The 19,182-nt window shown below is 73.8% G+C and carries 13 protein-coding genes; 7 read left to right on the top strand and 6 right to left on the bottom strand.

The annotated features are described in order from the left end of the window. Nucleotides 1–102: 102 nt before the first annotated feature. From ACSNOH_RS08560 to ACSNOH_RS08550, 3 genes are all read right to left on the bottom strand, one after another. Nucleotides 103–996: a DMT family transporter gene (locus tag ACSNOH_RS08560; protein ID WP_436720617.1), complete on the bottom strand. Its 894-nt coding sequence runs from the start codon at nt 994–996 to the stop codon at nt 103–105. Nucleotides 997–1,127: 131 nt separating this feature from the next. Continuing rightward, nucleotides 1,128–2,378, bottom strand: a complete 1,251-nt coding sequence (locus ACSNOH_RS08555) for a hypothetical protein (protein ID WP_436720616.1) — start codon at nt 2,376–2,378, stop codon at nt 1,128–1,130. Next, nucleotides 2,375–3,463 carry a lysine-2,3-aminomutase-like protein gene (locus ACSNOH_RS08550; protein ID WP_436720615.1) on the bottom strand — a complete coding sequence of 363 codons (1,089 nt, stop codon included), beginning with the start codon at nt 3,461–3,463 and terminating at the stop codon, nt 2,375–2,377. Before ACSNOH_RS08550 ends, ACSNOH_RS08555 begins: the two co-directional genes overlap by 4 nt. A 640-nt stretch (nt 3,464–4,103) precedes the next feature. On the opposite strand from ACSNOH_RS08550, the gene ACSNOH_RS08545 reads away from it, so the two are divergent. From ACSNOH_RS08545 to ACSNOH_RS08520, 6 genes are all read left to right on the top strand, one after another. Beyond that, nucleotides 4,104–4,832: a gamma-glutamyl-gamma-aminobutyrate hydrolase family protein gene (locus ACSNOH_RS08545; RefSeq protein ID WP_436720614.1), complete on the top strand. Its 729-nt coding sequence runs from the start codon at nt 4,104–4,106 to the stop codon at nt 4,830–4,832. After that, on the top strand, nt 4,829–5,638 hold the full coding sequence (locus tag ACSNOH_RS08540; protein ID WP_436720613.1) for a GNAT family N-acetyltransferase: 810 nt from the start codon (nt 4,829–4,831) through the stop codon (nt 5,636–5,638). Before ACSNOH_RS08545 ends, ACSNOH_RS08540 begins: the two co-directional genes overlap by 4 nt. A 235-nt stretch (nt 5,639–5,873) precedes the next feature. Then, entirely contained in the window at nt 5,874–7,655 is a 1,782-nt protein-coding gene (locus tag ACSNOH_RS08535; RefSeq protein WP_436720612.1) for an NAD(P)/FAD-dependent oxidoreductase, read from the top strand. 51 nt (nt 7,656–7,706) lie between these two features. Further along, a complete protein-coding gene (locus ACSNOH_RS08530) occupies nt 7,707–9,218 on the top strand; it encodes a pyridoxal phosphate-dependent decarboxylase family protein (protein WP_436720611.1) in 1,512 nt (503 codons plus the stop codon). Between the two features lies 1 nt (nt 9,219). Further along, nucleotides 9,220–11,532, top strand: a complete 2,313-nt coding sequence (locus tag ACSNOH_RS08525; protein ID WP_436720610.1) for a penicillin acylase family protein — start codon at nt 9,220–9,222, stop codon at nt 11,530–11,532. A 42-nt stretch (nt 11,533–11,574) separates the two neighbouring features. Next, nucleotides 11,575–12,624: a DMT family transporter gene (locus tag ACSNOH_RS08520; protein WP_436720609.1), complete on the top strand. Its 1,050-nt coding sequence runs from the start codon at nt 11,575–11,577 to the stop codon at nt 12,622–12,624. Here the strand turns inward: ACSNOH_RS08520 and ACSNOH_RS08515 are convergent. After that, nucleotides 12,545–14,056: a carboxylesterase/lipase family protein gene (locus ACSNOH_RS08515; protein ID WP_436720608.1), complete on the bottom strand. Its 1,512-nt coding sequence runs from the start codon at nt 14,054–14,056 to the stop codon at nt 12,545–12,547. The two genes, ACSNOH_RS08520 and ACSNOH_RS08515, sit on opposite strands and share 80 nt — an antisense overlap. A 226-nt stretch (nt 14,057–14,282) precedes the next feature. Here ACSNOH_RS08515 and ACSNOH_RS08510 point away from each other — a divergent pair, with 226 nt between their 5' ends. Continuing rightward, entirely contained in the window at nt 14,283–14,894 is a 612-nt protein-coding gene (locus ACSNOH_RS08510) for a 2'-5' RNA ligase family protein (protein ID WP_436720607.1), read from the top strand. Between the two features lie 43 nt (nt 14,895–14,937). Here the strand turns inward: ACSNOH_RS08510 and ACSNOH_RS08505 are convergent, their stop codons facing one another. Both ACSNOH_RS08505 and ACSNOH_RS08500 read right to left on the bottom strand, forming a co-directional pair. Next, nucleotides 14,938–15,168, bottom strand: coding sequence for an MbtH family protein (locus tag ACSNOH_RS08505; protein ID WP_436720606.1), 231 nt, complete (start codon nt 15,166–15,168; stop codon nt 14,938–14,940). After that, a partial coding sequence (locus ACSNOH_RS08500) for an amino acid adenylation domain-containing protein (protein WP_436720605.1) occupies nt 15,165–19,182 on the bottom strand: 4,018 nt, incomplete at its 5' end. The genes ACSNOH_RS08505 and ACSNOH_RS08500, both read right to left, overlap by 4 nt.

Raw genomic sequence — 19,182 nt, 5'->3', positions numbered from 1 at the left:
GCGGCGCCGCGCCCCCGCTGCGCACAGGGCCGCGGACGGGGGACCGCGCCGGCGGCGAGGGCGGCCGGCGCGCCGCCGGAGGCCGTCCCTCCCGTCCGTCGCTCATTCGTCCAAGTCGGCTTCGGAGAACAGGAAGATGCCGCCCACGATCAGGGCGGCTCCGATGAACTGCCAGAGGTTGATGCTCTCCCCGAGGAAGACGATCGCGGCCGCCACCCCGAACACCGGGATGATGTTGAGGATGACGCCCGCCGCGCTCACGGACAGCCGGGTGATCGCGTGGTTGTACAGCAGGTACGCCACGCCGAGGCCGCCGCCGCAGACGATCACCGCCACCGCCCAGTGGCCGGCGTGGACGCCGGCGGTCAGGGCGGCGGCGTCCGTGCCCCACTGCCAGGCCAGCAGCGGCAGCATGAACAGCAGGCCGAAGCCGAACTGGTAGGCGGTCACGACGAGCGGGTCCAGGTCCAGGACGACCCGGCCCGCGATCATCGTGGCGACGGCCGCCGCCAGCGAGCCGGCGAGCACCAGGAGCGAGCCGGCGGAGAGCCCGAGGTCCGCCCTCGGGCCGCCCAGCAGGGCGACCCCCGCGGCGGCCAGGACGACGCCGGCGACGGCGCGGCCGGTGGGGAGCCGCCGGTTGACGAACGCCGCCAGTGCGACGATGAAGACCGCTTCCGTGCCGTCGAGCAGGGCGGCCTCGGCGGCGTCGATGTAGGCCAGGCCCAGGCCGATGGCCCCGTACCCCAGCATCGGTTCGAACAGGCCGAGCAGCGCCAGCAGGCGCAGCTGCTTCCCGCTCGGCCGCTCGTGCCCCTTCCACAGGAGGATGGCCCACAGGAGTGCGGCGGAGGCCGCGAGGGTGATGGTGAGCAGGGTGACGACGGACAGTCCCGACAGCGAGTACTTCTCGCCGGTGGTCCAGACGCCCCAGAGGACGGAGGCGACCAGCAGGGGGAGCAGCCCCCGCTGCTGGCGCGTGATGACGCCGCTCATCCGGCCGCCGGGCCGGTCCGTATCGGGTGCACGTGGTGCATGTGATCCCTTCGCTCTGTCGTGACAAGGGAGGACGGAAGGACTGAGGACGAGTGGACTGAGGACGGGCGGACGCCGGACGGCGGCCGGGCTCAGATGCCCAGCGCTTCTTCCACCGTCCGCTCCGCCTCCGCGACGACCCCGGCGTCCCGCCCGGCCACGAGGTAGCGCCACTTGCCGTCGACGGCGCGGGTGTCCGTCGTCAGGACCGCCCGTACGTCGGCGGAGGTGCCGCCGAGCCCCGCGGCCTCGACGCGGCGCACGGCCTCGCGGAAGCCGAGGTGATCCTTGCTGAACCGGCCGTCGGCGCGCCAGTGCACCGGGCCGTCCCCCGGCCGCAGCCGCCGGGCCAGCTTCTCCAGGTAAGTGCCGCCCGTGGTCCGCACGTTGGCCTCGGTGATCACGTACCCGCCGTCGTAGGTGCCGCAGTCGACGTCGAAGATGCCGCGGTAGCCGTGGGCGTGCAGCCACCGGCCGAGGACCGTGGCGGCCTCCAGCATGGCCGCCGAGTGCGGGCCCTCGGCGGCCGGGGTGACCATGCCGGTCCAGGCGTTGTTCACCGTCCGCTGGTCGCAGCTGTAGTACGGGGCGACGCCGGCGTCCTCGACGGTCATCTCCATGCTCGGGGAGGCCGTGAGCGGCAGGAACTCCTCGTACACCCAGCCGCGGCCCCGGCCGGGCAGGCCGGCGACGGCCTCGCCGACCCGGGCTTCGCGCGACTCCCGGGCCCCGGCCTCGATGACCGTGTTCCCGAACCCGGTCGAGGACCGGTCGGGTTTGACGATGGCGGCGGGGCGGTCGGCGAGGAACGCGACGAGCCGCCGGACCAGCTCGGGGCGGGTCGCGGCGAACCCTCCGTCGGCGACCGGCAGCCCCAGGGAGGCCGCCGTCTCCCGGATGCCGCTCTTGGTGTTGACGCGGCGGACGAGGTTCAGGACCGCGTCGTCCGGGTGGGTGGTATAGGGGTGCAGCCGCATGCCGGTGCGGCGGGCGAAGTCGAGGACCGGGCGGTCCAGGGCGAACGGGTCGAGGACGGGCCGCCGCGTGAGCAGCCCGGTGGCGCCGAGCGCGGCTGCGACGTCGAGCGGGTGGGCGGTGGCGGTGTCCGGCGGAGCCACGATGTCCACCGCCCCGACGTCGAGCGCGACGGTGCGCGCCACGTAGTCGCGGAACTCCGGGGGACAGGGCGCCAGCATGACGACGCAGTCGCCCGGTTCGGCCTCCCACAGCATGCGCGCGGTGGGAACGGCCATGGCCCGCAGGTAGCGGTCCGTGGGGTCGTCGGCCATGGTGTCGCTGTTGAGGTTCGACAGGATGGTCCGGCTCGGCCGCTCGTGCGTCATCTGCCCGCCCGGTCCTTCCCGGCGGGCGCCTTCGGTGCGGCGGCTTCCGGCGCACCGGGAGCCGCCGGGGGATAGGCGTGCTCCTTGCCCCACGGGTCGGTGACGCGCGTGGCGTCGTCCGTCAGGTAGACCGGTCCGATCGGCACCTTCCCGTGCCCGCCGGGGATGTCGAGGACGTACGTGGGCTGGCACATCCCCGAGACCCGGCCGCGCAGGCCGCGCATCAGCTCCCGGCCCTCGCCGATCGTGGTCCGGAAGTGCCCGGTGCCCTTCGCCAGGTCGCCCTGGTGCAGGTAGTAGGGCTTGACGCGGTTCACGACGAGGGTGCGGAAGAGGTCCTCCAGCGCCTCGGGGGTGTCGTTCACGCCCTTGAGCAGCACCGTCTGGCTGACGAGCGGGATGCCCGCGTCCACGAGGCGGGCCAGCGCCCCGCGCGCCTCGTCGCCTATCTCCTGGCTGTGGTTGGTGTGGACGACGACCCACACCGGTGTGCCGAGGCGGAGCGCCTCGGCCAGGTCCTGCGTCACCCTGCCGGGATCCACCACGGGGATCCGCGTGTGGAAGCGGATCACCTTCACGTGCTCGATCGCGTCCAGCGCCTCCAGCATGGGGCGCAGCTTGGACGGCGCGATGATGAAAGGGTCGCCTCCGGTGAAGATGACCTCCCATATCCCGGGACGCCCCCGGATGTAGTCCAGGGCCGCTTCCAGTTCTTCACCCCGGAGCATGCGGTCGCCGGGGCCGACGACTTCACGGCGGAAGCAGAAACGGCAGTAGACCGGGCACACGTGCACGGGCTTGAGGAGCACCCGGTCGGGATAGCGGTGGGTGATGCCCTTCACGGGCGTGAAGGGATCGTCGCCGATCGGGTCGTCGCTCTCCTCGGGGGTGGTGAGCAGTTCCTGCCCGGTGGGCACGAACTGCCGCCCCACCGGGTCGTCGACCGCGAAGATACGGTCCTGCATCGCCGGCGTGATGCTCACGGCATAGCGCTCGGCGACGCCGGCGATCGCCGGAAGATCGGATTCATCGGCCAGTTTGGCGGCCACGAGGTCTTTGGGCGTGCGGACGGAGCGACTGGCCACGTTTCAGTGCCTCTCCCGTGAGGACATTGCCGCGGGGCAATGCTTCGGCCTGTGTGGGCGGGGCCGGAGCGAAAGCGCTGCTCCGCGCGGGGTCAGGCACCGGTGGCCGCACCGGCGTGCAGTGCGCGGAAAAACCGGTGGACCGGTGAGGGAGGAGCGGCCGACCATGTCCCTGGTGTCCGGGCCGGCTGGTGCGATCGCGTACGAGCCCCCTGATCGCTGAACGCGGACCATGATGCCGACGGATTTGAGGGCTTGTCAACGAACTCGGACCGGCTAGGAATCGTGGCCGTTCCCGACCGCTTGTCGCGGCATTTCGCTTTCTGTACGGCGAACCGCTGGGAAGAGGTATTTAGCGGTGGATACATCTCATATCCGAAATCCTGATCTTGCGTGTTCCGTCGGTGTTCGGTTACGGTGCCGACCGGTCGTCCGTGAAGTCGTCGCACGGCAAGTCCTTTACCGGGCGGGCCTTTTCCCCGGCAGCCGGCCGGCGAGGACTCCGCGACCAGCCACTGAAACACCGCTCTTCGTAAGCCGTCCTGTGCCGTCGTGTGCGTGTGCTTTTTTCAGGGGGAGTCGGGTGATGCGCTCAGCCGTGAGGCCTCGGATAGGGGTCACCTCGCGATTTCGTCAGGCGATGCGAAGTCACAGCATTCATGAGGGATATGTCGAGCAGGTGACGCGGGCCGGCGGCCTGCCGCTCGTCATCCCCTGCACGGACGCCGACGGGGACCTGTGCGCGTCGTACCTCTCCCTGCTCGACGGCCTGCTGCTCACCGGCGGCGAGGACATGGATCCCGCCCATTGCCGAGGTACGGTCCGGCAGCCCGGGTACACCTATCACCCCCGGCGGGACGCCTTCGAGACGCGGCTGGCCGGATCGGCCCTCGAAGCGGGCATGCCCACGCTCGGCATCTGCCGCGGCGCGCAGGTGCTTTACACCGTCACCGGCAATCCGCTGATCGGTCACATCCCGGATGTCACCGGCGGCCATGTCGCGCACCGGATCTCCCTCACGGAGACCTCCCGGCACTCCGTCACCCTCGCCGAGGGCAGCAAGGTCGCCCGCGCGTACGCGGAAGCGGACGGCGGGATACGCCACGAGGCGGGCGGGGCGCGGACGCTGAAGGTGACCTCGTACCATCACCAGGGCCTGGGCGAGCAGACCCCGGGCGGCATCCGGTGGCGGGTGACGGCCCGCGCCGACGACTCCCTCGCCGAGGCGATCGAGCGCGAAGGGGACGCCTGGGCGGTCGGCGTCCTGTGGCACCCCGAGCTGCCCGCGGACGACGGGCCCGCCGACGGCTCCGGCGAGCGCACCGACCCGCTGATCGCCGCGTTCGTCGCCGCGGCGGGAGCGTCATGAAGCCGGCACCGGGCAACCGGCCCGGCAACCGGACCGGAGAACAGACCGGTGAGCGTACCGGTGAGCAGCAGCAGACCGGCAAGGCGACCGGATCGACGACCGGACCGGCGACCGCGATGACGTTCGAGGTCCGCCGCCTCGGCCCCGGCGACCTCGGGCTGCTGCTCGGCCTCCAGGAGCGGGTGCACGAGGCCCTGCCGGACCCGTCCGTCTTCAAGACCAGCACACCCGAGTTCATCGCCTACTGCCTCGCCGGCGGCGGACGGTGCTACGCCGTGGAGCACGGCGGCGAGACCGTCGCCTACCGGATGGTCTACTTTCCCCGCGACCGCGACTTCAACCTGGCCAAGGACACGTCCCTGCCTCCGTCCGAATACCACCGCGTGGGGCACTGGGACACCGTCGCCGTCCTGCCCGGCTGGCGTGGCCACGGACTGGCACGGCTGATGAACACCCGCGCCCTGGCCGACGTCGCCCGCACGGACATCCGCCATCTGTTCGCCACCAGCGCGCCGGCCAATCCGTACGCCGTGCGCACCCTGCTGCAGGCCGGCTTCCGGCCGATCGGTCTCGTCCGGAAGTTCGGCGGACGGCTGCGGTTCCTGCTCCACCGGCCGACCCCCGGTGCATGGCCGGTCACGGCCGGGGAGCAGCCGGAGCTGACCGTGGCCTGCTCGGCCACCGAGGCGCTGGAGCGCGCCTTCCGCGACGGCTGGACCGGCACCGGCATCGCCATCGACGGAGCGGGCGGTGCCCGGCTGCGGATGCGGCGCGAGCCGCTGCCGTTCGGCACCGGACGCTGCTGATACGGCCCTCCCCGGCCGTACGGGCGCCCGGCCTCCGCACCACACGGCCGCCCGCTCACCTCACCCACGCCGTGCGCTCCACCGCCCGGACGCGGCGCGTACGAAGCCTGCACGGGGCTGCGAACCCCCTCCGTTCCCTCAGCCCGGCAGTCCGGCACCAGCGACGACAGGACCACCGCACCCCGACAGCGACAGCGACAGCCGGCCGGACGGCCAGAACAGGACTCCCAGCGAGATGAAGATTCTGCTCACTCTCCCGAACGCCGGCCTGGGGACATCCGACTTCCTGCGCTCCGGCAACATCGTTCACGACCCCGCACTGGACAGCGCCCCCACCGAGGAGGTGCTCGCCGCCCTCGACCGGCACGGGGCCGGTGCCCTCGTCACGTCGCGGCCCCCGGACGAGGCGGCCCTGCGGCGCCGGGCCGGCACCCGCGGCCCGGTCTTCCTCGCGTGCGTACCCGCCGCGCCTCCCGGCGCCGGCGGCGACCTGGGGGCCGTCGCCGCCGCCCTGGCCCGCTGCGAGCGGCACTTCGCCCTCTCGCGCCCGCTCACCGGCGCCGCCCCGCCGCCCGGCCCCGGCGAGGGGCCGCGCGAGGCCGTCCTGATCGGCGCGGGCATCGTCAACCTGGTCACGGCGCTGTACCTGACCGAGGCCGGGTACGAGGTGACCGTCCTCGACCGGTCCCCGGCGCCGGGCGGTGCCGCGTGGGAGGCGTACGGCTGCACGCACGCCGGCGACGACGCGCGGATGTTCACCTTCACCGAGATGGACAACTACAACAACCAGGACTTCCACGGCGGCCCGCCCGGCTGGTTCCGCCGGACCGTCGAGGAGAACGGCTGGCTGGCCCGCGACGCCTGGAGCCTGTCCCCGGAAGAGCACGCCTGGATCGAGGAGTTCGAGCGCGTCCCCTCCTGGCTGGCCCGGTCCTTCAACGAGGACATCTTCGCCCTGACCGCCGAGGCCGGCCGCGAGTGGGCCCGCCTGCGCCACCACCGGCCCCGGCTCTTCGAGGACGTCGTGCCGGCCGACGACATCCTCCGGGTGTACGAGGACCCCGGCCACCTGGAGGCCGCGCTGGCCCGGCACCGCGCCATCGGCGCCGTCCTGCGCGAGCTCACCCCGGACGGAGCCGCACGCGACTGCGCCGCGCTCGCCGGGCCGTTGCGCAACGGACACCTGGCCGGGGGCTTCTTCGTCCCCGGCTTCACCGTCAACGTGCATAAGTTCACCGCCAGGGCCGTCGCGTGGCTGACCGGACAGGGCGTCCGCTTCCACTGGAACACCGCCGTGAGGGGCGCGTGGCGCGACCCTTCGGGGGCCCTCACCGGCTTCGACTGCCCCGTCCCGCTGCCCCCGGACGCCCACGTCATCGCCTCGCCCGGCGTCTACGGGAGCGGACTGCTGCAGGGCACACCCTGCGAGGGGAAGATCCACGGCGTGCTCGGCGGCTGGATCCGCATCAGCAACAGCGCCACGGGCCTGCGCAACTCCCTCAAGGTCGGCCGCCGCGGCCACGTGACCGAGGACGCGAACGTGACGGTCGGGCGGGACGCCGACGGCCAGGAGATCCTCATCGTCGGCTCCGGCTACGGCTACACGGGCACCGGCACCGCACCCGACGAACGGCAGCTCGCCGCCATGCGGCGCGGCATCACCGACACGATCGAACGCCTCTTCCCCGGCCGGGCGAACCTGCGCGCCTCGTCCCGCAGCAGCGAGAACTACGCGTTCAAGTACTGCATACGCCCCTGGACCGCGACCTCGCTCGGTCTGCACCACGCGGAGCCCGGCCCGGGAAGGGGCCTGTTCGTCGTCAACGGCGGCCACAACACCGGGGGGTTCGCCCAGGCGCCGGCGATCGCCCGCGCCGTGCTGGCCACCCTGCGCGGCGAGGAGCACCCGATGCACCGGCTCTACCACCCCGAGCGCTTCACCGCCTTCACCGGCCGGGCCGCCCGCGCCGGCATGCCCGCCGCGCGTGCGCCGCAGCCGCTGGCCTCGCGCACCTGAACCGCCGGGGCACACGCACGGCAGGCCCGCAGACCCGGAGGAGAGGACGTCATGCACAACGAAGCCATGGACAGCGGCCCCCGCCTGGACCCGGCCGACTGGGAGGAGTTCCGGGCCCTGGGCAAGCGGATCGTCGACGACATCGCCGACCACCTGGCCGGGCTCCGCGAGCGCCCCGTCTGGCAGCCCGTCCCCGAGGACGTCCAGGCATCGCTGCGCACCGGCCTCCCGGCGAAGGGCACGCCCATGGCCGAGGTGTACGACGAGTTCCGCACGACGGTCCTGCCGTACCCGCGCGGCAACATCCACCCGCGCTTCTGGGGCTGGGCCAACGGCTCCGGCGTCCCTGTCGCTGCCTACGGCGACCTGCTCGCGTCGGTGATCAACTGCACGCTCGGCTCGGGCGGGAACGCGGCGATGATGGTCGAGCAGCAGGTGATCGAGTGGCTGAAGGAGGCGCTCGGCTGGCCCGCCGCCGGCTCCGGGCTGCTGACGAGCGGCGCGTCGATGGGACAGGTCACGGCCCTGGCCGCCGCCCGGGTGGCGAAGGGGCCCGCCGCGTTCCGCGACGAGGGGGCCGTGGCCTCGGGAGCGCAGTTCACCGTCTACGGGTCGGCGGAGACGCACCATTCCGTCGACAAGGCCGTCGAACTGCTCGGGATCGGCCGGCGCTTCTTCCGGAAGGTCCCGGTGGACCGCGACTACCGGATCGACACCGGCGCGCTGCGCGCCGCGATCCGCGCCGACCGGGAGGCGGGCCTGCACCCCCTGTGCCTGATCGGAAACGCCGGGACGGTCAACACCGGCGCGGTCGACCCCCTCCGGACCCTGCTGGAGATCGCCCGGGAGGAGGACCTCTGGTACCACGTCGACGGCGCGTTCGGGGCGTTCGCCCGGCTCCTGCCCTCCCACCACGCCCTCCTCGACGGCATGACCGAGGCCGACTCGCTCGTGTGCGACCTGCACAAGTGGCTCTACATGCCGTTCGACGTCAGCTGCGTGCTCACGCGGGACGAGGGACTGCTGGAGGCGGCGTTCAGCTCCAGCGCCGACTACATCAGCACCACCGCGGGCGGACCGGCGGCCTACCCGCTCGCCTTCTCCGACCGCGGCATCGAGCAGTCCCGGCGGTTCCGGGCACTGAAGGTGTGGTTCGCCCTCAAGACTCACGGCATCGAGGCGTTCGCCGGTGCCGTCGCCGCGAACATCGCCCAGGTCGCTCACCTGGCCGCGCGCGCCGAGGCCGCCGCGGACCTCGAACTCGTCGCCCGCAGCGAGCTGAACGTGGCCTGCTTCCGGTACGTGTGGCCCGGAGCCGCCCCGGAGGCCGCCGACCGCGTCAACCGGGGGATCCTCAACCGGTTGCAGACCGAGGGCCTGGCCATGCCCTCCCACACGGTCCTCGACGGGAAGTTCGTCATCCGCGTGGCCGACAACAACCACCGCACCGACGTCACCGACTTCGACTTCCTGATCGACCAGGTGCGGGCTCTCGGAGCGGAGCTGCGCGCGGCGGAGGAGGCCGGGCCCGCGGGGGCCACGCCGGGGGCGGGCGGTCGGTGACATGGCGACGGCCGAGGAGTACGACGAGCACGAGCAAGAAGAGCGCGAGCACGAAGAGCGCGAGCACGAAGAGCACGACCCCCACGAACACGCCTCGTATGCGAACCCGGACGAGGAGCACATGGACCCGGACGAGACGTACCCGGTCGCAGGCCTCACGGCCCCGGTGGAGATCCTGGTCGACGACCACGGCGTCCCGCACCTGTACGCACGCAGCCGCGGCGACGTCTTCCGCGCACAGGGCTTCGACGCCGCCCGGGAGCGCCTGTTCCAGCTCGACCTGTGGCGCCGGCGCGGGCTCGGCCTGCTCTCCGAGGCGTTCGGCGAACGGTTCGCCGCCCGCGACCGCGCGGCGCGCCTGTTCCTGTACCGCGGCGACATGCGCGCCGAGTGGGAGGCCTACGGTCCGGACGCCGAGCACGTGGCCACCGCCTTCACCGAAGGGATCAACGCCTTCGTCCGGCTCTGCGAGGCGCGGCCGGAACTGCTCCCCGCCGAGTTCCGCGAGCTGGGCCACCGGCCGTCCCTGTGGGAGCCGCGGGACATCGCCGTCATCCGCAGCCACGGCCTGGCCGGCAACGTCGAGCAGAAGACCGCCCGCGCCCTGACGCTGCGCGACCACGGGCCCGCGGTGGAGGACCTGCGCCGCGTCCGGGAACCGGCGCGCGAGGTGCGCGTGCCGGAGGGACTCGACCTCTCCCTCATCCCCGACGACGTCCTGCACGTCTACCGCCTCGCCAACGACCCGCACCGGGCGATCACCCTGCCCTCCCTGCGCCGCCTGGTGCACCTGTCGGCCCCCGGCCTGGACGCCATCGGCGCGGGCGAGCCCGTCCTGCCGGGCCTGTCCATCGGGCACAACGGCCACCTCGCCTTCGGCCTGACCATCTTCTCCATCGACCAGGAGGACCTGTACGTCTACGAGACCGCCCCCGGCGACCCCGCCCGCTACCGCTACGACGGCCGCTGGGAGCCCATGCGGATCGTCCGCGAACAGGTGCCCGTGGCCGGCGGCGACCCGGTCGAGGCCGAACTCCGCTTCACCCGCCACGGCCCGGTCGTCCACGAAGATCCCGCGCGCCGCACGGCCTTCGCCGTACGGGCCGCGTGGCTGGCACCCGGCGCGGCCCCGTACCTGGGCAGCCTGCGGCTCCTGCAGGCCCGTACCGCCGACGCGTTCGCCGAGGCCCTGGACCACTGGGGCGCTCCGGGCGAGAACATGGTCTACGCCGCGCCCGACGGCACGATCGGCTGGCGCCCGGCCGGAGCCGTGCCCGTACGGCCCGGCTGGGACGGCCTGCTGCCCGTCCCCGGCGACGGCCGCTACGAATGGGCCGGCCTCCGGCCCCCCGACCCGGCGGCGGCCCTGCGCAACCCCCCGCAGGGCTGGTTCGCCAGCGCGAACGAAATGAACCTCCCGGACGGCTTCCCCCACGAGCAGAGCACGATCGGCTTCGACTGGGACCACCGCTTCCGCTACGACCGCATCGCCGAAGTCCTCTCCGGGGCACGGGCGATGACGGTCGAGGACTGCGTACGGCTCCAGGGCGACACCGTGAACGCCTCGGCCCGGCACGTCCTCGCGCCCCTCGCCGGCTACCGGCCGCCGCCCCGGCTCGCCGCCGCGGCCGCCCTGCTCCGTTCCTGGGACTGCGACGAATCCGCCGGCTCCGCGGCGGCGGCCCTCTACCAGGTGTGGTCCCGCCGTCACCTCCGCCCCGCCCTCCTGCGCCACGCCCTCTCCGGCCTCGTTGCGCCCGGCGCGGTCGACGACGCCCTGAACAGGCTCCTCGCCGACGAAGTCCTGGGCGCCGACGTCCGCACCGACATCCGCCTGCTGCACGCCCTGCGCGACGACCGCGCCGCCCTTGACCGGCTCCTCACCACGTCCCTGGAGAGCGCACTGGGCGAGGTTCGGGGCCTGCTGGGCGAGGACATGAGCCGCTGGAGATGGGGAGCCCTGCACCACGCCGCGCCCGCCCACCCGCTGGCCGCCCGCCTCGACCGGCCCTGGACCCGGCTGCCCCGCCGTGAACGGCCGGGCAGCGGGGACACGGTGCTGAGCACCGGATACGACGACGCCGGCTTCACCCAGACCCAGGGAGCGAGCTTCCGCATCGTGGTCGACGTCGGGGACTGGGACAACTCCCGCGCCATGAACGCCCCCGGACAGTCCGGCCGCCCGGACAGCGCGCACTGGGCCGACCTGTACGAGGACTGGGCCCGCGACCGGGCCTTCCCGCTGCCCTACAGCCGCGCCGCCGTCGAGGCCCGCACGCGCACCCGCATCGTGCTCGTGCCCGCCCCCGCCTAGGCTGGACCGATCGACCCGTCACGACCGCGGAGAGGTGCACACATGACCGGCAGGGTGCCCCGCACCTACGTCGTGGGCCTGCTCGCGGCCCTCACGGCCACGGCCCTGTGGGGCTTCACGTTCCTCGGACCGGCCGCCGTCGCCCCCGTGAACGTCTACTACCTCGTGGTGGGCCGGTACGCGGTCTTCGGCGTCATGTCCCTGGCCGTGCTCGCCGCGCGCCGCGGGGGGCTCCGCCGCCTCGGCATGCGCAACCTGCTGCTGGCCCTGCACCTGGGCATCGTCGGATACATCGGCTTCTACCTGCTGCTCTCCCTGTCCGCCGCGGCCGGCGGCGGAGTGCTCGCTTCCACCCTGACCGGGCTGATCCCCCTGCTGGTGACCCTGGCCTCCAACGCGACCGAGAAGGTCCTGCCGTGGCGCAGGCTCCTGCTGCCCGTCGCGGCGATCTCCGCGGGGCTGCTGCTGGTCAACGGCGGCGCGCCGCACGGGCGGCCGGGGGACGCCGGCGACGTGACGGCCGGTGTGATCCTCGGCGTCCTCGCCTGCGTCGCCTGGTCCTACTTCGTCATCGTCAACCGCATGGTCCTCACCCGGATCCGGCCGGTCCCCGGCAACGCCACGTGGACGGCCTGCATCGGCCTCGGGGCGTTCGGCGCCTCGCTGTTCCTCCTCCCGCTCGCCCGGTCCGGCGACGGCCCCTCACCCCTCGCGGACACCGGCACGCTCGTGCCGTTCCTGCTGTGGTGCGCCGCGCTGGCCGTCCTCGGCTCGTGGTGCGCGACGTGGTTCTGGAACGCCGCCTCCAAACGGCTGCCGGCGACGGTCATGGGGCCGGTGATCGGCATGGAGGCGGTCTTCGGGGCGGTGTTCAACCTGATCTGGGAGGGCCGGGCACCCACCTTCCACGAACTGTGGGGCGGCCTCCTCGTCATCCTCGGCGTCCTGTACGGCTCCTACCTCTTCCACCGCGCGAACACGCCGCACGACCACCCGCCGTCGCCGGCCGGCGCTACTGATCGGTCAGCGGCAGGGCAGGGAACGCATGTTCCTGCCAGATCAGGCGGGAGGCTTCCTCCGGGTAGGCGGTGACGGCGGGCCGGGCGTCGTAGAGCCGCACGAGGCGCCGGTCGCTGTCGTACACCGGCCACCCGGGGTCGCCGTGCGCGGCGAAGGCCGTCCAGTCGGCGCGCATGCGGGCGGAGAGCGCCTCCGCCTCCGGGGAGGGCTCCTCGCCGATGAGCGCGGCGGGCTGGCCGCGGTCCAGGTTGCCGAAGACGAGCGGCACGTCGAGGCCGTGGCAGGCACCGAGGACACCGCCCATGCCCGGGGCGGGCCAGGTCAGCTCGTAGACGTGGGCGCGGCCTCCGCCGGCGCACTGGGCGGCGGCGAGATGGAGGCTCGGCATGCGGAACAGCCAGTCGGAGTGGACCCGTTCGTACAGTTCTTCCGGGCCCGCGGCCGGATGGCCGTCGCGGTAGCGGCGCGCGCCGTCCGGGCCGGGGGCGAAGAGGCGCAGGGCGGTTGCCGCCTGCTCCTGCGTGACCTGGCCGAGGAGACCGTCGAGTGCGGTGAACAGCCGGTGTTCGTCTCGGGTGTGGCCGGTGAGAAGGGCGACGCCCCGGCCGGCCCCGCCGGCGAGGGCCTGCCACGGGGTCGCGGGCAGGGTGTCACCGTCGACGACCGGTGAGAACGGGATGGACCTGTGGGCCGCGAGGCCCCAGCGCCCCGCCCGGCGGTCCATGCCGGCGCCGACCGTGTCGCCGGCGGCGGCCAGCCGGGCCGGGGCCACCGGCGACAGGCCGGCCACCGTGGCCTTCAGGCCCAGCTCGGCGGCGCAGGCGGCGGTGATGTCGGCGGCGAGCTCCGGCGAGAAGAACGTTCCCGGGACGCTCTGCGCGACGGCCCGGACGAACAGCCCCGCCGCCCGCGGCATCGCCAGGAGCGCGGCGACCGATCCGGCACCGGCCGACTGGCCGAACACCGTGACGCGGCCCGGGTCGCCGCCGAAGGCCCGGATGTTGTCGCGCACCCACTCCAGCGCGGCGACCTGGTCGAGCAGCCCCCGGTTGGCGGGCGCCCTCTCGATCTGCCCGAACCCCTCGATCCCCACCCGGTAGTTGAACGTCACCACGACGACGCCGCCCTCGCGCGCCAGGCGCCCGCCGTCGTACTCGGGGAGGGCGGACATGCCGATCGTGTAGGCCCCGCCCTGGATCCACACCATCACGGGCAGCCCGGCGCCCGGGCCCGGATCGGGCGACCAGACGTTGACCGTCAGCCAGCCGTCGCCGGCCGTCTCCCGCGCCAGCGCCTCCATGCCGAAGTGCCCGCCCTGCGGGGGCGGCGGCCCGAACGAGAAGGCCTCCCGCACTCCGTCCCACCTCCGTACGGGCCGCGGCTCCGCGAACCGCAGCGGCCCCACCGGCGGCTCGGCGAACGGAATGCCGCGGAAGACCGCCGCCCCGGCCTCCCGCCCGCCGCGCAGCGCTCCGGACGGCGTGCGGACTTCGACGACGGTCATCGCGACTCCTTCTCCAGGCGGGTGGAGCACGCCCCTGAAGGTGCGTCGCCCCCGACACTCCGGAGGATGGCGCTGCGTCCCCGGCGCGCGCCAGCCATTTACGGCCGCCGGATACGCTCTCCGATCGTCATCAGCGCCTGAGGCCGGCACCGCAGCGCCTGAGGCCGGCTCCGCCCGGCGGGCTCGCCGGCTCGTGGAATCCGGCAGCGGTCCGCACGATGGTGATGTGGACGGCAACCGGGTGCACGGCGGGCAGGCCGGGCCGGACGGCACGCTCGGCGTGGCGCCGACGGCCAGGACGGCGGTGGCGTGGCTGCCCCCGGAAGAGCTCTGGCCGGCGATCCAGGACATCCGCTGGGAGCACGACCCGCAGGTGCGGCGGTGGCCGCCGCACGTGAACCTGCTGTTCGGCTTCGTGCCGGAGGAGGAGTTCGCGCGGGCCGTGCCGCTGCTGTCCGCCGCGGCGGCGGAGAGCCCGGCCTTCACGGCGCGCCTGTCCGGCGTGCGGTACTTCCGGCACCGGCACTACGCCACGGTGTGGCTCGACCCGGCCGCGGCGGGCGCGGCTCCGTGGGCCCGTCTCCAGGCGGAGCTGGGGTCGCGGTTCCCGCTGTGCCGGGGGCGCGGCCACAGCTTCACCCCGCACCTCTCCCTCGGCCGCACGCAGGACCCCCGGCGACTGGCCGACGAGTGCGCGGCCCGGCTCGGCAGCATGCCGGCCGTCGTCGAGGAGGTCGTCCTGCTCTCCCGGCGCGGCGAGGAGCCCATGCGGCCCAGGGCCGTGATCAGGCTGGGCACGGGCGAGGTCCACCGCCCGCCGGGCGGCGGCGGGCGGTAGGGCCGCGAACCCCGCGGTCCTGTCTCAGACCCCGCGTCCTGTCTCAGGCGGAGCCCTTCCCGGGCGGCGTGTTCATTGCCTCGATGAGGCTCTTGGGGCGCATGTCGGTCCAGTGCTGTTCCACGTACTCCAGGCAGGCGGACCGGTCCCGGTCCTCCAGGGCGACGGTCCAGCCGTCGGGGACGGCCGCGAAGACCGGCCACAGCGAGTGCTGGCCCTCGTCGTTGACGAGGACGTGGAAGCGCCCGTTGTCGTCGTCGAAGGGGTTGGTCATGTCCTGTCCTTCCGCACGGGCGCCGGGAGGAACCCCGACGCGACGAAGTACTCCACGTACCTGGCGACGAGTTCGTCGCCGACGACGGGACACGCGATGCCGGAGCCGGCCAGCGCGCGTTCCGTATTGCTGCGGCTGTAGCGCGGGCTGGCCGCGCCCACCCGCAGCCCCTGCGCCAGCAGCGCGGCCGCGGCGAGCGGGGACGGCTGCGGCCCCGCCTGCCCGTCCCGGTCGGCGGCATCGAGGAGCAGCTGCTTCCACTCCTCGTAGGGCAGGCTCGCCACCTCGTAGCCGAGCCGCCGGAGGCAGTCCATCAGTGCGTCGAAGCCCAGCGGCCGCGGACTGGTCACGTGAAAGACCGTGCCCTCCGACTCCGGCTGCCGGCCGAGGTGCACGACCGTCGCGGCCACGTGGTCGACCGGCACGAGGTCCACGTCGAACCGCAGCCCGTCCCGCACCGTCCGGTCGGGCGCGGCACGCAACTCGATGATCGCCCGGACCATCGTCCACAGGGCGTCCCCGGTCGTGCACGCGCCCGTGACGGTGTGGCCGCTCACCCGGCCCGGCCGGTAGATCACGGCGGGGACGCCGCGCCCGCGGGCCGCGCGCACCAGCTCCTCGGCCACCCATTTGGTGGCGACGTAGCCGTTCGCCGCCACGGCCCCGGGACCGACGCGGTGGTCCTCGCGGACGAGGTCCGGCGTCGCGTCGCGCCCCACCGCCGCGGCGGAGCTGGAGATGTAGTGCAGCGGTTTGACCCGCGTGGTGGCCGCCAGCCGTATGACCTCCTGCGTGCCCAGGACGTTGGCCGCCCTGAGCCGCGCGTACGCGTCGACGATGTTCACCCGCGCACCGTTGTGGTAGATGACCTCGATGCGGTCGGCGAGCTGGGCGAACCGCTTCCCGGACAGGCCGAGCAGCGGCTTCTCCAGGTCACCCGCCACGGCGACGATCCGCCCGCGCAGGGCCTCGTCCCACAGCCCGTAGGCCGTCAGGGCCGCACGCAGCCGCTGCCCGGCCTCCTCGTCGTCCGCTGCCCGCACCAGACACCACACGTCGGCTGCCGTGCGGTCCAGCAGCTCGCGCAGGAGGAAGGAACCGAGGAACCCGGTGGCACCGGTGAGCAGGACGCGCCGGGGAGCACCGTGCACCCGGGGGTCCGCGGGCCGGCAGCCCTCGGTCGTGATCGCCGGATCGAGCACCGCTTCCGCGCGGAAGTCCGTGCCGTCCGCCGGGCCGTCCGCGGGACGCCCGGCGGCTTCGACGGCCGCTGCCAGGCCGGCGACGGTGGGAGCCTCGAAGAGGGCGCGGACCGGCAGGCCCGTTCCGCAGGCCGACCGCACCCGGTTGATCAGCCTGGTGGCGAGGAGCGAGTGCCCGCCCAGCGCGAAGAAGTCGTCGTCGACCCCCACCGCCGGCACGCCCAGCACCTCGGCGAACAGGCCGGCCACGACCTCCTCCCGGGCGTTCCTGGGCGCCCCGCCGGCGGACGGCGCGCTCGGCCCGGGCGCCGGCAGGGCGTCGCGGTCCAGCTTGCCGTTGGGCGTCAGCGGCAGGGCGCCGAGTTCGAGGACGGCGGCAGGAAGCATGTAGTCCGGCAGGAGCTCCGCCAGGTGCCGGCGCAGCTCGGGAACCCGCACGCCCTGCCGCCCGGGCGCGGGCACCACGTAGGCCACCAGACGCGCCTGGCCCGGCCGGTCCTCCCTGGCCAGCACGGCGGCCCGGCCGACGTCCTCGTGCCGGGCGAGGGCCGCCTCGACCTCGCCGGGCTCGATGCGGAAGCCGCGGACCTTGACCTGGCGGTCCGCCCGGCCGGCGAACTCCAGCTGCCCGGCGAAGCTCCACCGCACCAGGTCCCCGGTGCGGTACATCCGCGCACCCGGGCCCCCGTACGGATCGGCGACGAACCGGCCCGCGGTCAGCCCCGGGCGGCGCAGATAGCCACGGGCCAGCTGCGCACCGGCCACGTACAGCTCACCCACCACGCCCGGCGGCACCGGCCGCAGCCCGGAGTCCAGCACATACACCGCCGTGTTGAGGATCGGCCGGCCGATCGGCGCCGCCGCCGCCGGCCACTCCGCCTCCTGCTCCGGAAGCGTGAACGTCGTCACCACATGCGTCTCGGCAGGCCCGTAATGGTTGTGCAAGCGACGCCGCACGCCCCGGTGGAAGCGCCGGACGGGCTCGCTGAGCCGCAGCGCCTCACCGGCCTGCGCCACGTCCGCCAGCGCCGGCAACGCCTCCCCGCTCTCGGCAGCCGCCTCGCACAGCGCCTCGATCACCAGCGCCGGTGCGAACAGCTTCCCGGCCTCGTGCCGGCGCAGCCACGCCACGAAGGCGGCCGCGTCACGGCGTACCTCATCGGGGGGAATCACCAGGCACGCGCCCGATACCAGAGCTGACAGGATCTCCTGGACCGACACGTCGAAGCTGATGGCGGTGAACTGGGCGACGCGCGTGCCGGGCCCGGCCGGCATCGCCGCGGCGTGCCACGCCAGCAGGTTCGCCACCGCGCCACCGGGCATGACGACGCCCTTCGGGCGGCCCGTCGACCCCGACGTGTAGATCACGTACGCCGGATGATCCGGTGACAACGGCGCCGGCCGGTCCGCGTCGGTGAGGTCGCCCGCGTCCTCCTGATCCAGGTCGATCTGATCCAGGCCGAGGCGGTCCACCAGCACCGGCGGCACGCCGCCCAGGTCCGGCAGGAGCGGTGCCGTCGCGGTATCGGAGAGGACGGACGAGGGCCGCGCGTCGGCCAGCATGAACGCGATCCGCTCCGCCGGGTACGCCGGATCCACCGGCAGATACACGCCGCCCGCCTTCAGCACGGCCAGCAGGCCGGTCACCGCGTGCACCGACCGCGGCAGCGCCACGGCGACCACCGTCTCGGGACCGGCACCCCTGCGCACGAGGACGCGGGCGAGCCGGTTCGCCCGTGCGTTCAGCTCCGCGTACGAGACCTCGCGGCCGTCGTGCAGCACGGCAACGGCTGCGGGCGTCCGCCGCGCCTGAGCCTCGAACAATGCGGGGAGCAACGTGGGGAGCAGAGCGCCCCGCGAGGCTGCGTCAGAGATGCCGCCGCGCCGGGGCAGGAGCCGCTGCCGCTCCCCGGCGGTCAGCAGATCGGCGTGCCCGACGGGTTGCCCGGGGCGTGCGACCGCCGCCTGAAGCAACAGCCGCAGCCGCGTCACCATGCCCTCGGCCGCCTCCCGCTCCACCAGGCCGGGCCGGTACTGCAAGCGCAACCGCAGACCGCGGCCGGGAATCACGGCGAGGCTGAGCGGGTAGTGGGTCCCGTCGGCCGTCTCGATGTCCACCAGCCGCACCCCGCGGCCGGACTCCTCCAGCTCCTCCAGCGCTCCCACGTCGACCGGATAGCTTTCGAAGACGGTGGTGGTGTCGAACAGCGTGCGCGCACCGGCCGCCTGCTGGATCTCGGCCAGCCCCAGGTGCTGGTGCTCCAGCAGCGCCGACTGCTCGCCTTGCAGCCGGGTCAGCACCTGCGCCCACGACTCGGACTCCTCCCAGCGCACCCGTACGGGCAAGGTGTTGATGAACAGCCCCACCATGTCCCCGACACCGGCCACCTCCGGGGGACGGCCGGAGACCGTGGCGCCGAAGACCACGTCGCGGCGGTCGAGCAGGCGCCCCAGGAGGACGCCCCAGACTCCCTGAACGACGGTGTTGAGCGTCAGCTCGTGCCGGCGGGCCCACAGCATGAGCGCTGCGGTCAGCTCCTCGGAGAGCTGCTCTGTCACTTCGCAAAGCACGGCTGACTGCGAAGCCGCCCCGGCCGTGGAGCCCGCCGGAGCCAGCAGCGTGGGCTCCGCTACGCCGGCCAGCGCTTCCCGCCAGGCCTTCCTGGCTGCGTCCCGGTCCTGGGCGGTGAGCCAGGTGAGGTAGTCGCGATAGGGAGTGGGGGAGGGGAGCGCGGTGTCGTCTCCGTTGCGGGCGTAGAGGGTGAAGAGCTCGCGGAGGAGGGTGGGGAGGGACCAGCCGTCGAGGAGGAGG

The organism is Streptomyces sp. URMC 127 (assembly GCF_051386535.1).
Lineage (GTDB): Bacteria > Actinomycetota > Actinomycetes > Streptomycetales > Streptomycetaceae > Streptomyces.
Note: the sequence above shows the minus strand (reverse complement) of the source record. Positions and strands in the feature narration are given on the sequence as shown.

Bases quoted from the DNA above. Each gene is read 5' to 3' on its own strand.
- ACSNOH_RS08560 (WP_436720617.1), bottom strand. From the start codon at position 996: ATGAGCGGCGTCATCACGCGCCAGCAGCGGGGGCTGCTCCCCCTGCTG.
- ACSNOH_RS08555 (WP_436720616.1), bottom strand. From the start codon at position 2,378: ATGACGCACGAGCGGCCGAGCCGGACCATCCTGTCGAACCTCAACAGC.
- ACSNOH_RS08545 (WP_436720614.1), top strand. From the start codon at position 4,104: ATGCGAAGTCACAGCATTCATGAGGGATATGTCGAGCAGGTGACGCGG.
- ACSNOH_RS08540 (WP_436720613.1), top strand. From the start codon at position 4,829: ATGAAGCCGGCACCGGGCAACCGGCCCGGCAACCGGACCGGAGAACAG.
- ACSNOH_RS08535 (WP_436720612.1), top strand. From the start codon at position 5,874: ATGAAGATTCTGCTCACTCTCCCGAACGCCGGCCTGGGGACATCCGAC.
- ACSNOH_RS08530 (WP_436720611.1), top strand. From the start codon at position 7,707: ATGCACAACGAAGCCATGGACAGCGGCCCCCGCCTGGACCCGGCCGAC.
- ACSNOH_RS08525 (WP_436720610.1), top strand. From the start codon at position 9,220: ATGGCGACGGCCGAGGAGTACGACGAGCACGAGCAAGAAGAGCGCGAG.
- ACSNOH_RS08520 (WP_436720609.1), top strand. From the start codon at position 11,575: ATGACCGGCAGGGTGCCCCGCACCTACGTCGTGGGCCTGCTCGCGGCC.
- ACSNOH_RS08515 (WP_436720608.1), bottom strand. From the start codon at position 14,056: ATGACCGTCGTCGAAGTCCGCACGCCGTCCGGAGCGCTGCGCGGCGGG.
- ACSNOH_RS08505 (WP_436720606.1), bottom strand. From the start codon at position 15,168: ATGACCAACCCCTTCGACGACGACAACGGGCGCTTCCACGTCCTCGTC.